This is a genomic window from Mannheimia sp. (genome assembly GCF_056854775.1).
Genome location: NZ_JBXGGI010000107.1, coordinates 1 through 14,091, shown reverse-complemented (window position 1 = coordinate 14,091; position 14,091 = coordinate 1). Strand labels below are relative to the sequence as shown.

13 protein-coding genes are annotated in these 14,091 nt (G+C 41.9%); 7 read left to right on the top strand and 6 right to left on the bottom strand.

Annotation, left to right across the window (positions count from 1 at the left end):
• Positions 1–822, top strand: an 822-nt coding sequence (locus ACJHV0_RS07665; protein WP_483133822.1) for an ATP-binding protein, incomplete at its 5' end; no start/stop codon positions are given.
• Positions 823–1,028: 206 nt separating this feature from the next.
• Here the strand turns inward: ACJHV0_RS07665 and ACJHV0_RS07660 are convergent.
• The 5 genes from ACJHV0_RS07660 to dmsD all read right to left on the bottom strand — a co-directional run bounded on the left by ACJHV0_RS07660 (position 1,029) and on the right by dmsD (position 6,414).
• Positions 1,029–1,949 (bottom strand): DmsC/YnfH family molybdoenzyme membrane anchor subunit, encoded by a 921-nt coding sequence (locus ACJHV0_RS07660; protein ID WP_483133821.1) that lies wholly within the window; start codon positions 1,947–1,949, stop codon positions 1,029–1,031.
• 1 nt (position 1,950) lies between these two features.
• Positions 1,951–2,571 (bottom strand): DMSO/selenate family reductase complex B subunit, encoded by a 621-nt coding sequence (locus ACJHV0_RS07655; protein ID WP_483133820.1) that lies wholly within the window; start codon positions 2,569–2,571, stop codon positions 1,951–1,953.
• A gap of 11 nt (positions 2,572–2,582) precedes the next feature.
• Positions 2,583–5,021: a DmsA/YnfE/YnfF family dimethyl sulfoxide reductase gene (locus ACJHV0_RS07650; protein WP_483133819.1), complete on the bottom strand. Its 2,439-nt coding sequence runs from the start codon at positions 5,019–5,021 to the stop codon at positions 2,583–2,585.
• A gap of 227 nt (positions 5,022–5,248) precedes the next feature.
• A complete protein-coding gene (napF, locus tag ACJHV0_RS07645; protein WP_483133818.1) occupies positions 5,249–5,791 on the bottom strand; it encodes a ferredoxin-type protein NapF in 543 nt (180 codons plus the stop codon).
• A gap of 17 nt (positions 5,792–5,808) precedes the next feature.
• Entirely contained in the window at positions 5,809–6,414 is a 606-nt protein-coding gene (gene dmsD / locus ACJHV0_RS07640; protein ID WP_483133817.1) for a Tat proofreading chaperone DmsD, read from the bottom strand.
• Positions 6,415–6,615: 201 nt separating this feature from the next.
• Here dmsD and ACJHV0_RS07635 point away from each other — a divergent pair, with 201 nt between their 5' ends.
• Positions 6,616–7,179 (top strand): acetate uptake transporter, encoded by a 564-nt coding sequence (locus tag ACJHV0_RS07635; protein ID WP_025236371.1) that lies wholly within the window; start codon positions 6,616–6,618, stop codon positions 7,177–7,179.
• 80 nt (positions 7,180–7,259) lie between these two features.
• Here ACJHV0_RS07635 and plsB read toward each other — a convergent pair whose 3' ends face one another.
• Entirely contained in the window at positions 7,260–9,704 is a 2,445-nt protein-coding gene (gene plsB / locus ACJHV0_RS07630; RefSeq protein ID WP_334234830.1) for a glycerol-3-phosphate 1-O-acyltransferase PlsB, read from the bottom strand.
• Between the two features lie 164 nt (positions 9,705–9,868).
• Between plsB and lexA the strand changes: the two genes are divergently transcribed.
• The 5 genes from lexA to ACJHV0_RS07605 all read left to right on the top strand — a co-directional run.
• A complete protein-coding gene (gene lexA, locus ACJHV0_RS07625; RefSeq protein ID WP_025236373.1) occupies positions 9,869–10,504 on the top strand; it encodes a transcriptional repressor LexA in 636 nt (211 codons plus the stop codon).
• A gap of 85 nt (positions 10,505–10,589) precedes the next feature.
• Entirely contained in the window at positions 10,590–11,279 is a 690-nt protein-coding gene (mutH, locus tag ACJHV0_RS07620) for a DNA mismatch repair endonuclease MutH (RefSeq protein ID WP_483133816.1), read from the top strand.
• An 80-nt stretch (positions 11,280–11,359) separates the two neighbouring features.
• The gene (locus ACJHV0_RS07615) at positions 11,360–12,091 is read left to right on the top strand and encodes a TerC family protein (RefSeq protein ID WP_483133815.1); all 732 of its coding nucleotides are present in this window, start codon (positions 11,360–11,362) and stop codon (positions 12,089–12,091) included.
• Positions 12,092–12,181: 90 nt separating this feature from the next.
• Positions 12,182–13,219, top strand: a complete 1,038-nt coding sequence (gene nagZ, locus ACJHV0_RS07610; protein ID WP_483133814.1) for a beta-N-acetylhexosaminidase — start codon at positions 12,182–12,184, stop codon at positions 13,217–13,219.
• Positions 13,212–14,091, top strand: an 880-nt coding sequence (locus ACJHV0_RS07605) for a class I SAM-dependent methyltransferase (protein ID WP_483133813.1), incomplete at its 3' end; no start/stop codon positions are given. The genes nagZ and ACJHV0_RS07605, both read left to right, overlap by 8 nt.

Here is a 14,091-nt window from a genome sequence, read left to right as displayed (position 1 = left end):
CAGAATATATTTAAACAATATTCTATTGTTCCCTGGCGATTTTCAGCATTAGCAGAGCAAATTATAGCTGAATGTGTATTTCCTACTGGTGGTACATTTCAGGTTCCTAACCCTGCAATATGGGGGAAAAGAGCAGATAATGATGTTGGATATTGCTTAAGTCTAATATCAAGAGTTAAAGCAATGCAAAATAATCTTCATCTAAAATGGATGCTAGATTGTGATCATACTTTAACAACAATTCCTAAAATTATTGATGATTTATGCTCATCAGAAAATAAAATTATCCGATTAGATTTATCTGCTGTTCCATTTGAAGCTAATGCCCGAGAATTATTGGTAAATGCAATAGGACGAAAATTACTTTCTTGTGCTAGAGAACAGAAAATTTCTTATGAAAATCCTCTGATTGTATTTATTGATGAAGCTCATCAATTCCTAAATAAATCTATTGGCGATGAAATCAGCAAAATGAATTTAACGGCATTTGGCGACATAGCAAAAGAAGGTCGAAAATATGGTTTAAACGTTACGATAGCAACACAACGTCCAAGAGATATTCCCGAAGATGTATTGAGTCAAATAGGTACTTTGATTGTTCACCGACTAACGAACGAAAAAGATCAGGAAATTGTGAAAAAAGCTGTTGGTTCTATTGACCACCGTTCAGCATCTTTTTTGCCTGTATTGGGGCAAGGTGAAGGATTATTGTTAGGTGTTGATTTCCCTTTTCCAATGAAAGTGAAAATTAAAATCCCTGAATTTAAACCAGAGTCGAGAAGTGCTTCTTTTTCTCAAGCTTGGAAAAAATATACTACCTAAGCCCAATCATAAAAAAGGTCGCCAGATACTTTTCAGACGACCTTTTACTATTTCTTTCACCACATTTCAAACCAAATTTGTTCATCATCAAAAAATCACGTGGTCAATTTATAGAAAGTGTTGAATAGCTAGTAGAAAGCCTGTAAAAACGCCGTTAGGCTCCCCCAACGGAGTTTTACAAATTTCCAGTCAAATTCAACCGCTTGTTATCCCCCTAACGCTTTCAAACCGACCGTCATATGCGTACCGTAGAACAGCGTTCTGGCGATCAGTTCCCCAGCGACAATCAGCACAAAGCCTAAACCACTTAATGCCACCGTCTGTTTTTTCAGGCTGGCGAACAGCAATCCTAGCCCAGCCACGATCAAGCCAAAGCGAAAAGTGGTATAAGTGGCGTAGCTTGGCACCAAATCCAGTGCGTTGAAAATCGCATTTTTGGTTTGGGCAAGGTGCTGATAGTGGAAGAACGTCACCACCGCTGCCACCAGTGCAAACAGTGCCACCAGTTTGGCAAATAGCGATTGTCCTGTTTCCACTTTTGCTAACTGTAATAGCACCACCGTTAGGGCTAAACCGGCAAGCAAGGCGGTTAAGCCGAATGCAAGTGGCGTGAATATCGTATTCCACGTTGGTACGGTTGGGATTAAGTAGAGTTTCGCCATTGCGCCGATAAAAATCACACCGCTGATTGCGACGATAATTCTGCCCAAGCTCGCCCAGCCTTTCGGCAGTTTGCTTGAAATCGGGGCGATAAGGCTTGCTAATTGGCTTACAAGCGGTAGTTTTACGCCATCTTTTTGCAAAAAGGCAGCGGTGGCTAACGCCCAGTAACCTGCTCCGAGAGCGAAGAAGGTTGAGCCGGTGAAAATTTCGTTGCTCAAATCCGATGCCCCTACACGGTTTAAGGCGTTGAAAGCACGCTCCGGCAAGCCTAAGTGGGTGGTCGAAGCTATAAAGCCTAACGCCATTAGCACCCATAAAATCACCATCACGTAGTGCAAGCGGTTTTCTGCGGTTTTGCCGTTTTGCGTAGTAAGCACAAAGCTTAATGCGATAAAGCAGCCGACCACTGCCTGTGCAAAGACAGTGAAGAAAACCAGCGGTAATTCGTGTAATCCTGCACCCATTTTAAACCTCCTTCGGATTAGCTAAGAAACCGCCTTCAAAATCAGTCGGTTTGGCGTTGGTATTTAAACGTAATGCCATATTCGGCTTGGTGTAGTGCGATGGCGGTAATGGTGCAACATCTTTGATTTCGCCATACTTCTCACGCAGTTCATCCACCGGCAACAGATCTAACGCACGCAGTGGGCAAGATTCCACACACATCGGTTTTAAGCCTTGTTCCACACGCTCGAAACAGCCGTCGCATTTGGTCATACGCACTGTGCGTTGGTTGAATTGCGGCGCACCGTAAGGGCAAGCCATTGAGCAGTATTGGCAGCCGATGCAGACATCTTGATTGACCACCACAAAGCCATCTTCCCGTTTGTGCATTGCTCCACTTGGGCAAACGCTGGCACAAGCTGGGTTGTCGCAGTGGTTGCAAGAGATTGAGAGATAGTAAGAGAACACATCTTGCGTCCACGCCTCGCCTTCTTGTTTCCAACCGCCGCCGCAGTATTCGTAAATACGTCGGAAACTGACATCTGGGGTTAAATCTTTGTAATCTTTACAGGCTAATTCGCAGGTTTTGCACCCTGTGCAACGCTGTGAATCAATATAAAAGCCATACTGTTTTTTACTCATTTTCTACCCCCTTACCCTTGTACTCGTTCAATTTGCACCAAGTTGGTGTGCTGCGGATTACCCTTGGACAGCGGCGATGGGCGTTGCGTGGTCAGCACGTTAAAGCTGCCATTGTGATCGACCCGATTGCCGTCCGGCATATACCACGCCCCCTCACCCATTGCGGTCACGCCCGGCATAATCCGTGGCGTGACATTTGCCATCACACGGGTTTCGCCACGGTCGTTGAAAATCCGCACCGTATCGCCGTTTTTAATGCCCCGTTTTTCGGCATCAATCGGGTTAATCCAAACCGATTGCAAGGAAGCCTGTTGCAGCACATCGACATTGCCGTAGGTGGAATGCACCCGAGATTTGTAGTGGAAACCGACCAGTTGCAGCGGGAACTGCTCACGCTTCGGATCGTCCCAACCCTCGAATTGGCGGGTGTAGATCGGCAGCGGGCTAATCACATCACCCTCCGGCAATTCCCACGTTTCGGCGATTTTCGCCAAGCGTTCGGAGTAAATTTCGATTTTGCCCGATGGTGTGGTCAGTGGGTTCGCCACCGGATCTTCACGGAATTTTTTGTAAGCGACCATATGCCCTGCCGGATCTTTCTGTTTGATAATCCCCCGCTCACGGAACTGCTCAAACGTAATCTCTTTGAAGAACGGATTTTTCTCTTGGGTTTGAGCATAGAGATGGTGTAACCACTCTTCTTGGGTTCTGCCTTCGGTGAAAACGTCTTTCACGCCCATTTTCTCGGCAATGCCCGAAAGAATTTCATACACCGGTTTGCATTCAAACTGTGGTTCAATTGCTTTATCAGCAAAAATTACATACCCCATATTGCCCGCCGAGCCGTCCATACAGAAGTCAGCTTGCTCGGAAGTAGTACAATCCGGCAACAGAATATCCGCATATTTGGCTGTGGAAGTCATATGGTTATCAATCACCACCAACATTTCGAGCTTGCCTTCGTCTTGCAAAATCTCGTGGGTGCGGTTGATATCCGAATGTTGGTTGATGATACAGTTACCTGCGTAGTTCAAAATAAATTTAACGTTTTGATTGAGTTTTTCCGCGCCTTTCAAACCGTCTTTAAGAGCAGTCATTTCTGCGCCACGGGTTACCGCATCTGTCCACATAAAGATAGGAATTTTTGCTGCAATCGGGTTTTTACCGACAGGTAAACGTACGAAAGGCATAGTGTAGAAACCTTCACGGGAGCCGCTGTTCCCGCCGTTAATTCCTACGTTACCTGTCAAGCAAGCTAACATAGCAATAGCACGAGATGCCTGTTCGCCATTGGCGTGGCGTTGTGGGCCCCAACCTTGGCAAATATAGGCAGGTTTGGTCGTAGCGATTTCACGGGCTAATTCAATGATTTTGGTTTTTGGAATACCGGTGATTCTCTCTGCCCATTCCGGGGTTTTAGCAGTTTTATCATCGCCTTCACCGAGAATATAGGCTTTATAGTGGCCATTCGGTTTTGCCGAAGCCGGTAGGGTTTTCTCGTCATAGCCGACACAGTAGGTATCTAGGAAAGCTTGATCGACTAAGTTTTCGGTAATCATCACATACGCCATACCTTCGACTAACGCCGCATCCGTACCCGGGCGGATTGGAATCCAATCGCCACGGCCTGCAATAGTGTCGTTATAGCGTGGGTCGATCATAATCGTTTTAGCTTGCGAACGTTCTTGAGCTTGTTGGTAGAGATAAGTTACACCACCACCGCTCATACGGGTTTCTGCGGGGTTGTTACCGAAATAAACTACCAATTTAGAGTTCTCAATATCGGTCGGGCTATTCGCCGCATTGCTGCCATACATATACGGAATAGCTTCAAAAATCTGTGCATAGCTATAAGTACCGTGATGCCCTAAACAGCCACCGATACTGTTCATAAAGCGGTTAGAAATACTGCGTGGTGGCGGATAGCTTGCCGCCACAGTCGCCCCAAGCGTACCCGTAGCAAACGGTAAATAAAGGGCTTCATTACCATATTGAGCAATAATGCGTTTTAAGTTAGACGCAATTTCCTCAAAGGCTTCGTCCCAAGAAATACGTTTAAATTTACCCTCGCCACGTTTGCCGACACGTTTCATCGGGTATTTCAAACGGTCAGGATTATAAACACGGCGACGCATTGAACGCCCCCTTGCACAAGCACGCACTTGGTGGAAATCGCCATAGACATCATCGCCTAGGTTGTCAGTTTCCACATATTTAATCACACCGTCTTGCACGTGCATTCTGAGCGGACAACGGCTGTGGCAGTTTACCGTACAGGCACTCCACACCAACTTTTCTTCGCCTTTGGCTGCTGCCACAGGCTTGGTTTCCGCTTTCGCTAACGGAATCTGTACGCTGCTTGCCGCCAGTGCCACACCACCGACCGCCGCCGAGCCTTTCAGAAAATCCCGTCTATTCACAGAAAGTGGTTGTTCTGATTTTTTCTGCATAGTTTCCCCCACAAAGAAAAAAGAAAAAAGAATAAAAAATTACCAATACTATGCAGATTTTTATTAGGGTGGGCTTTGACAATAGTCAAATTTAGAAGGTGATGGAACTTTCAGGTAATAAGTTGAAACTTTTTTGTAGGATTTAATGTAACAAGCGGTCAATTTTCCGCAAAATTTTGCAAAAAAAACTGTAAAAACAACAACTTGCTTCACATATTCAGCGTCAATTAGAGAGCCAAATTGATGTAATTATGTGGGCAAGCGGTTTTACATTCACCGCAACCATTGCATTTTTCATTGTCTAGCTGCATTTTCCGAGTCGTAGAGTTAAACGAAAGTGCAGAGGTTTTGCACGCAGTTTCACAAAACAGGCAAGATTGGTGGTACTGCCGTACACAGGAGAGATCAATGTTTGGACGTAGCCCTGTATCGGGTGGCACGTTCAATGCCAATGCCCCTGTTGAACAGACTTCGGCACATTTACCACAGAGATCACAGGCAGAAAAATCGATCTCAAGGCTTGCCTTGCCCTCTTTGAGCAAAATCAAACCATAAGGGCAAGCAGAAACGCAATCACCACAGCCGTTGCAAGATTTCAAAAATAACGGTTCAGCTACCGCAAAAGGAGGACGTGCCACAGCTCTTTTAAGTAATTCTGCGGCACTTTCAGCTTGGGCTTTTTGACCGCCACCGATTAAGGATCGGAATAGACCTCGCCGTGAAATGCGATTATGTTCCAAATAGGCAACGTAATAGCGTTCGTCTTTCATTTATCTGTCAGCTTAATCTAACGATAAAGTTGTAATGTAATCGGTTGAATTTCCAGATTTTTTTGCCATTCTTTTAGTAACTCAAAAGTTAATTCACCTAAGCCTCGATAAAACGGATAATTCTCTGCATTGAACAATTCAAAAAAGCGATACGCCCAGGGTAGAAAATGTTCGGCAAAAAATGGTTTAAGCAGGCTCGGATTTTCTTCTGCAAGATAGGCAACTAGCATCAACATCAATCCGATATGATCTTCCGGCTCATTTTGGTTAAGGGAAAAAGCAATTTGATTGTCATTCAAAAAGGTGCGTAAATTTAATAAACTGTCGCCAAAAAGTACCGATTCTTTATCCAAATACACCGAACCCCAAGGCGGAGCAGGCAACGCATTTGGTCCGATAAACAGAGTTTGATAAGCCTCATTCAACTGTTCTGAGGTGGCATTTTGCAAATTTTTCTGAATTTCTGACCGCTTATGTTCTCTTAAAAAACCACATTCTGCCTGCCATTCGCCATTTTGCAATAATGCGACTAACGGCTGATTTTGTTCACTGTTTGGCTCAGCATAGAAAAGCGAGCCGAGAATTCGCCCAAATTGCGTGATTTGATTATATACACTCAACATATTTCTTCCTTTATTTTCCAAAGTGCAATCAGAATTTTAAATTTTTTGTAAAAAAACGCAATAAAATCGAAATATCTAGTCAATTCGCTGCAAAATCGCTATACTTTATCGCCCTAAAATTTAGGGAAAATAGCTTCTTTCTTAGAAGTGAATAAAAGCATTGCCACAGTTTGTGGTGTAACAATACAATAGAGGTTTTCAATGTCAGCTCCAAATTCAGGAACTAACCCGGCTCCGCTCGGTTTATGCGGCTTTGCACTTACGACTTTTTTATTAAGTTTAATTAATAATGGCACATTTAGTGGCGAAAACGTTGGTTTAGTATTAGCAATGGGCTTTGCCTTCGGCGGTACTGCACAGATGATCGCAGGTATGTTTGAATTTGCTAAAGGTAACACCTTCGGCTTTACAGCTTTCACCAGCTACGGTGCATTCTGGTGGTCTTTTGCATTATTTAAAGTGTTCTTTGCTTCAACTGTATCGCCGGAGTTTATCGGCTGGTATTTAGTAGCTTGGGGAACATTCACATTTATGATGTTCATCGGTACTTTAACCAAACCACGTGCGTTACAAGCGATTTTCTTAAGCTTAACTATTACGTTCTACTTATTAGCAGCGGGCGATTTCACCCACAACAGTAGTATCACGCATATCGGTGGTAACTTTGGTTTATTAACGGCATTCTTAGCGTTCTACTTAGCAGCGGCAGATATTATCAACGAAAGCTTTGGCAGAACGGTTTTACCAATCGGTGAGCCTAAATAATTTAAGTAATAACAAAAGGCTGAATGTAATGAACATTCAGCCTTTTTATTTGCAAAATAGGTGAGAAAAACAACCGCTTGTTAGCTTTCTTTCTCTACTTTTTCACGTTCGACTTTTTCTACATCAACTTTTGCCATCGCTCCTTGAATGGTTTGTTGCACTTCAATAGAAATCAAACTTCTTAGTAATGCCTCAGTTTCTTGCACTTTTTCGGTAACTAAATTATCGCCACCATCAAAGTAGCCTTGTGCTTTCAAACTATTAGTAAATGTTGAAAAAATGGCTTTATCAAAGAATTCGGGAGCATTAATACCGTGTAGTACCGACAAACGCTGTGCCACTGAACTACTCTCTTTTTCTAATGCAATGCGACTAATATCCGGTTGTTCAAGCAATAAACTTAAACTGATGTAGTAACGCTGTAAAATCTCACGCACACCAGCCGAATGAAGTTGTAATGTACGAATATGCAGACGGTTAATCATCAACATATCACTTTCATTTTTAATGATGCCTTGACGAACAAACTCATTGATGATGGCTTCAACCTGTTCTGCTACTTCTTCTTGCTTAAAGTGTAAAAATAACTCTGCTTGCAAGAACGGATAAATTTGATTAACCGATTGAATAACCAAATCTTTTGAAATCGCCTCGTGATGTAACACAAAGCTTGCTACCAGTGAAGGTAATACAAATAGATGTTGTACATTATTACGATAGTATGTCATTAATACTGCAGCTTCACGTTCTAAACGAATGAGTTCGCCGAAATTGTCTTTCTCAATGGTTACTCCGGAACGAGGTAATTGAATAACGTGCTCAAGCATTTCAGCTGCACTTTCTTCCGGCAGAGTCATATCTTTAGAATAAAGCACATTGCGGAATAGTTGAACATAGCTCTCAAGCTGTTCAATAAGCTGCTCACGAGATAAAGCTCTCTGGCGTGAAGCCAATAATGCCGAACCGACTAAATTCTTGGCATTTACCGCTGCTGCTTTATTGATATTTACCATCACTTGATGAGAAATTTGATCTACTGCCTCATTCAACCATTTAGGGCGAGTATCTTCAGTTTGCTCCTTCCATTCAGGGAAATATTGATTTAGATAATTGTTTACCTGAATCGGCTCGCCAAAATTCACATAGCCTTGACCTAAATTTTTCAGTTTTTTAAGTACGCGTAATACTAAACCTGCATTTTCTTTCTCTTTTGCCGCCCCTCGCAGCTCTTTGGCATAAGTATCCACTTCCAGAACGTGTTCATAGCCAATATATACCGGCACAATGCTTAATGGACGATTTAAGCCACGTTGAAGTGCTTGTAAAGTCATCGACATCATACCTGTTTTAGGCTGTAACAAACGCCCTGTGCGAGAACGTCCACCTTCGATGAAATACTCCACAGAATAGCCACGATAGAATAGCTCCGCCAAATATTCACGGAAAATGGTGGAATATAAACGGTTTCCTTTAAAAGTACGGCGAATGAAAAATGCTCCCCAACTACGGAAAATCGGACCTGCCGGCCAGAAATTTAAGTTGATCCCTGCTGCAATATGCGGTGGTACAACACCGTGATGATAAAGCAGATAAGATAAAAGCAAATAGTCCATATGGCTACGGTGGCACGGCACGTACACAATTTCGTGCCCCTCTAAGGCAAGTTTTCTGACACGATCCGAATTTTGCACATTAATGCCTTGATATAACTTGTTCCAAAGCCAACTCAGTACACGATCGGCAATACGCAAACTATCGTGTTTTACATCAGCCGCAATCTCATTAATGATTTTTTCCGCTTCTTTACGTGCTTTTTCAGGCGAAGATTTTTTCGCTTCTTCTGCAATTGCAGCTTGAATTACCTCTGAATTAAGAATTTTATTGAACATTGCTTCACGGTTAGGCAAACGAGGTCCCATTGCAGAATAACGTAATTTAGCAAAGTGCATTTTCGCCACTCGAGCAATTTTTTGTGCAATTTTTTCATCTGCACCGTGTTCTGTTACCATATAACGTAGCGACACAGCTGGTGAGAAGCGGACAAAATTATCACGCCCGAACCAAACCATTGACATAAAACGCTGAAATGAAGTTAAAACTTGCAAATGACGTGCATCTTCTTTACCCGGAGCTCGTCCCCATAACACTGAAACAGGCACAAGCTGAACATCTAGCTCCGTTTTTTCACGATGTAAATCTAAATAGCGATAAAAAATAGACTCGGTCTCACTTTTTGCCCCTTTTGATTTAAAAAAGCGTCTGCCCTCATCTAAAAATACGAAGCGAGGTAAAGCGTGCCCATCAATAACATTATCTTGCAATGGGTCAGGCAAGTTTAGTGCCAAACAGTTTTTTTGCAAAATCAGTAAATCCGTTTGTGAAGTATAAGGCAACACATAAACGATAGGCTGCTCTAAGTTCAGATCTAGTTCGTTTACGGGATCAGTTGGAATAGCACGGGATTTTACCAAAAGTGAAAGTGGTAAATTGAGAAAAGCACGATAGAAATTTAATAAGCCAGACATATTAATACCCTTTAGAATTGTTATTTTTGGAGGTCTAACCTCTGATTCACCTCATTCTACCATAGTTTTTTCTATAATTTTGTGAAATTATTAGTTACAAAATAAAAAATACTGTATATACTATCAATCTTTTCTGTATATAAAGACAGTGAGGTTCAACCCAGATGCGTAAACATTTAACTGCTCGTCAGCAAGAAATTTTTGATTTTGTAAAAAATCATATCGAAACAACAGGTATGCCACCAACTCGTGTAGAAATTGCACGAGAAATCGGTTTTAAATCACCCAATGCCGCAGAGGAACATCTAAAAGCCTTAGCCCGTAAAGGTTATATTGAAATGCTCTCCGGCACATCTCGCGGTATTCGCATTCTCGTTGAGGACGAAAATGAAGCTGCCAATGATGAAGATGAAGGCTTACCATTAATCGGCAAAGTAGCTGCCGGCACACCGATTTTAGCAGTAGAGCACGTTGAAAATCATTATCCTGTTAATGGGGCTATGTTTAATCCGACTGCTGATTATTTACTCAAAGTAAACGGTAATTCAATGGAGAAAATCGGTATTTTAGACGGTGATTTATTAGCTGTTCATAAAACCAATACCGCTCGTAACGGTCAAGTTGTTGTTGCTCGAGTGAATGATGAAGTAACAGTGAAACGATTAGAAAAAAAGGGCGACTTAATTTATTTACACCCTGAAAATGATGAGTTAAAGCCAATTGTGGTTAATCCAAGCCAAGAATATATTGAGATTGAAGGCATTGCGGTTGGCGTTATTCGTAGTAATGCGTGGATGTAAATTGGCAGGGTAATATTTTTCGCCCTATCAATGATGCCAATTGCAAAAAATCATTAAAAAACGACCGCTTGTTTATTAATTCTCTATGAATGATTATTCTCTTACCTGTGTTCCTCAAACTGAACAAGAACTGTTAGCCAAAGCACAATGGCTAGCAGGTTTTAGCATAGGTGAAATTGCTGAAATGCTGAATATTCCGGTTCCGCCGGATCTCAAACGAGACAAGGGCTGGGTGGGAACACTTATAGAAACTGCACTTGGGGCAAAGGCGGGGAGCAAAGCAGATCAAGATTTTTCGCATTTAGGTATCGAGCTTAAAACTATTCCTATTAATCACAAAGGCTTACCGTTAGAAACTACGTTTGTAAGCCTTGCTCCTCTCACTCAAAACAACGGTATTACTTGGGAAAGTTCACACGTTAAGCATAAACTTTCGCGTGTATTATGGATTCCTGTCGAAGGCGAACGTACTATTCCACTTTATCAACGCCATATCGGACAAGCGATTTTATGGTCGCCTACACTTGAACAAGAATTCCAATTAAAACGTGATTGGGAAGAGTTGATGGAAATGATTGTATTCGGCAAACTTCACGCAATTAATGCCAAGCACGGTGAAGTCTTACAACTTAGACCCAAAGGTAGAAACAATCGCTCTGTAACCTCTGCTATCAATGCTTGTGGCGAGCGAGTTCAATCACTGCCTTTAGGCTTTTATTTACGCAAACAATTCACGGCAGAAATTTTACAAAACTTTTTATATTCCCCCCTTTAATTTTGCCTCTATTCTCTATAAGATGTTGCCTTTCTTTTGTATAGAAAAAAAGCAATTCCCTATTTTTAAAAGGACATTTTATGTTTGATTGGATGACAAATCCTGAAGCTTGGGTAGCACTTGTTACGCTCACCGGGCTTGAAATTGTACTTGGTATCGATAACATCATTGTTATCAGTATTTTAGTTTCCCGCTTGCCGATTGAGCAACGCCAATCAGCTCGAATTATCGGTTTGGCTTTAGCAATGGGAACACGTATTTTATTGCTTCTTTCACTTGCGTGGATGATGAAATTAGTTACCCCTCTTTTCTACATTGCAGGTAATGCTATTTCAGGTAGAGACTTAATTTTACTTATCGGCGGTCTTTTCCTTATTGTAAAAAGTTTGATGGAGCTAAAAGAATCTATTTCGGCTAATTCACACGAGGAAGAAACAACCTCACTCAAAAAGACCGGCTTTTTGATGATACTGACACAAATCGCTATTTTTGATGTTATTTTCTCACTTGATTCGGTAATTACTGCTGTAGCAATGGCTGATGACATTCCCGTGATGGTTATTGCAATTATGATCGCAGTTGGTGTGATGATGTTAGCAGCAAAAGCAATTGGCGACTTTGTTGATAATAACCCAACGATTAAAAATCTTGCTTTAGCATTCTTGATTTTAATTGGCGTAGTGTTAGTCGGCGAAGCCTTTGATATCCACATTCCAAAAGCGGCAGTTTATACCGCAATGGGCTTCTCTGTTGTAGTTGAAATGCTCAATATCAAAATGCGTCGTAACCAAATAAAAGTGCAACAAATATAATTACTGAACAATTCGTTAGCCCTTGATGAAAATCAAGGGCTTTTTAATGTACAATACAAGCGGTTTTATTTATCCGATTTTTTACAAATTATGCTACTTATTGATATTAAAGACAAAGAACTTGCTCAAGAAGAAGTGGAAATGCTGGAACACCCTTTGGTTTCCGGGTTAATTTTATTCACTCGCAATTTTTACGATAAACAACAAATCCAAGCCTTAGTAAAAGATATTCGAAGCCGCGTGAAAAAACCTTTATTGATTACTGTCGATCAAGAAGGTGGACGTGTACAACGTTTCCGTGAAGGTTTTACAAAACTGCCGGCGATGCAATCTTTTAATCAATTGGCTCACACCCCAGAGCAAGCAACGCAACTAGCAAAAGAAACAGGCTGGTTAATGGCAGCTGAAATGTTCGCGCTAGACATTGATTTAAGTTTTGCTCCTGTGTTGGATTTAGGACACGACTGCAAAGCAATTGGCGACCGTTCATTCGGGCAAGATCCAAATACTATTTTACCTATTGCCGAAGCCTTTATTGACGGAATGTTAGAAATGGGAATGGCAACCACAGGCAAACATTTTCCCGGACACGGGCACGTTTTAGCTGATTCGCATTTAGAAACTCCGTTTGATGATCGTCCGAAAGCCGAAATTTTCAGCCACGATATCCTGCCGTTTAAACAATTGATCAGCAAAGGTAAACTCTCTGCGATTATGCCGGCTCACGTAGTTTACACCCAATGCGACAGCCAACCGGCAAGTGGTTCAGCTTACTGGCTGAAAGAAATTTTACGCAAGCAACTCAATTTCAATGGTGTGATTTTCTCTGATGATTTAGGAATGAAAGGGGCTGGCTTTATGGGTAATTTTGTGGAACGTTCTGAAAAAGCGATCCAAGCCGGTTGCGATTTATTACTTCTTTGTAATGAACCTGAGGGTGTGGTACAGGTGTTAGACGGCTTACAATACCAGCCCACCCAAGCTCAAAAAGAACGTCATCTATCATTAATGAAACGTCGAACCGTAACTTGGCGTGAATTAGAAAACAGCACACGTTATCAACAAGCTCAAGCTGAGCTGACAGCTCTACAAAATAACTGGCTAGAGTGGAAAGAAGCCAATGCTTAATCAGCCTAATCAACTTAGTTGCTTACACTTTGAGCGTGGCGATTGTACCTCTTGCCAATGGCTTGAGCTATCCTATCAGAACCAATTAACAGAGAAAGAAGCCGACCTCAAGCGGTTAATTTTTCCTTTTATTTTGCAAAATGAAACCGAAATCTTACCGCTTGTTCGCTCGCCGATTTCCCGGTTTCGCAATAAAGCGAAAATGGTGGTCTCCGGTAGTGTGGAACGCCCGATTCTCGGCATTTTAAAAGATCAAAATGATGCACAAAGTGGTGTAGATTTAACCGATTGTTCTCTCTATCCGCCTTCGTTTTCGGCTCTTTTTCCGATTTTAAAAGACTTTATCGCCCGAGCCGGTTTAGTACCTTATAACATTGCCAAGAAAAAAGGCGAGCTGAAATATATTCTGATTACCGAAAGCCAATTCAATCAATCGCTGATGATCCGTTTTGTAGTAAGAAGTGAAACAAAGCGAGCGTTAGTCGAAAGAGAGTTACCTCACTTAGTAGAAAAACTACCAAAAAATTCGGTCGTTAGCCTCAACATTCAACCACAACACGCAGCCGTCTTAGAAGGTGAAACCGAGATATTCCTAACAGAGCATAAAGTCATTGAAGAACATTTTAACGGTATTCCGTTATTTATTCGTCCGCAAGGCTTTTTCCAAACCAACCCTTTTGTTGCAAGCCAACTTTATTTGACTGCTCGACAGTGGATTGAAAACTTACCGATACAAAAATGTTGGGATCTGTTCTGCGGTGTCGGTGGCTTTGGGTTACATTGTGCCAAAGCATTGCAAGACAAAGGTGTTGATGTGGAATTAACGGGCATTGAAATTTCGGCTTCGGCTATTGCCAGTGCAACAAAATCAG

What these genes read in the sequence shown, in the direction of transcription:
- ACJHV0_RS07655 (WP_483133820.1), bottom strand. Translation starts at nt 2,571, where the DNA reads ATGAGTAAAAAACAGTATGGCTTTTATATTGATTCACAGCGTTGCACA.
- napF (WP_483133818.1), bottom strand. Translation starts at nt 5,791, where the DNA reads ATGAAAGACGAACGCTATTACGTTGCCTATTTGGAACATAATCGCATT.
- ACJHV0_RS07615 (WP_483133815.1), top strand. Translation starts at nt 11,360, where the DNA reads ATGTTTGATTGGATGACAAATCCTGAAGCTTGGGTAGCACTTGTTACG.
- ACJHV0_RS07635 (WP_025236371.1), top strand. Translation starts at nt 6,616, where the DNA reads ATGTCAGCTCCAAATTCAGGAACTAACCCGGCTCCGCTCGGTTTATGC.
- ACJHV0_RS07660 (WP_483133821.1), bottom strand. Translation starts at nt 1,949, where the DNA reads ATGGGTGCAGGATTACACGAATTACCGCTGGTTTTCTTCACTGTCTTT.
- dmsD (WP_483133817.1), bottom strand. Translation starts at nt 6,414, where the DNA reads ATGTTGAGTGTATATAATCAAATCACGCAATTTGGGCGAATTCTCGGC.
- plsB (WP_334234830.1), bottom strand. Translation starts at nt 9,704, where the DNA reads ATGTCTGGCTTATTAAATTTCTATCGTGCTTTTCTCAATTTACCACTT.
- nagZ (WP_483133814.1), top strand. Translation starts at nt 12,182, where the DNA reads ATGCTACTTATTGATATTAAAGACAAAGAACTTGCTCAAGAAGAAGTG.
- ACJHV0_RS07650 (WP_483133819.1), bottom strand. Translation starts at nt 5,021, where the DNA reads ATGCAGAAAAAATCAGAACAACCACTTTCTGTGAATAGACGGGATTTT.
- lexA (WP_025236373.1), top strand. Translation starts at nt 9,869, where the DNA reads ATGCGTAAACATTTAACTGCTCGTCAGCAAGAAATTTTTGATTTTGTA.
- mutH (WP_483133816.1), top strand. Translation starts at nt 10,590, where the DNA reads ATGAATGATTATTCTCTTACCTGTGTTCCTCAAACTGAACAAGAACTG.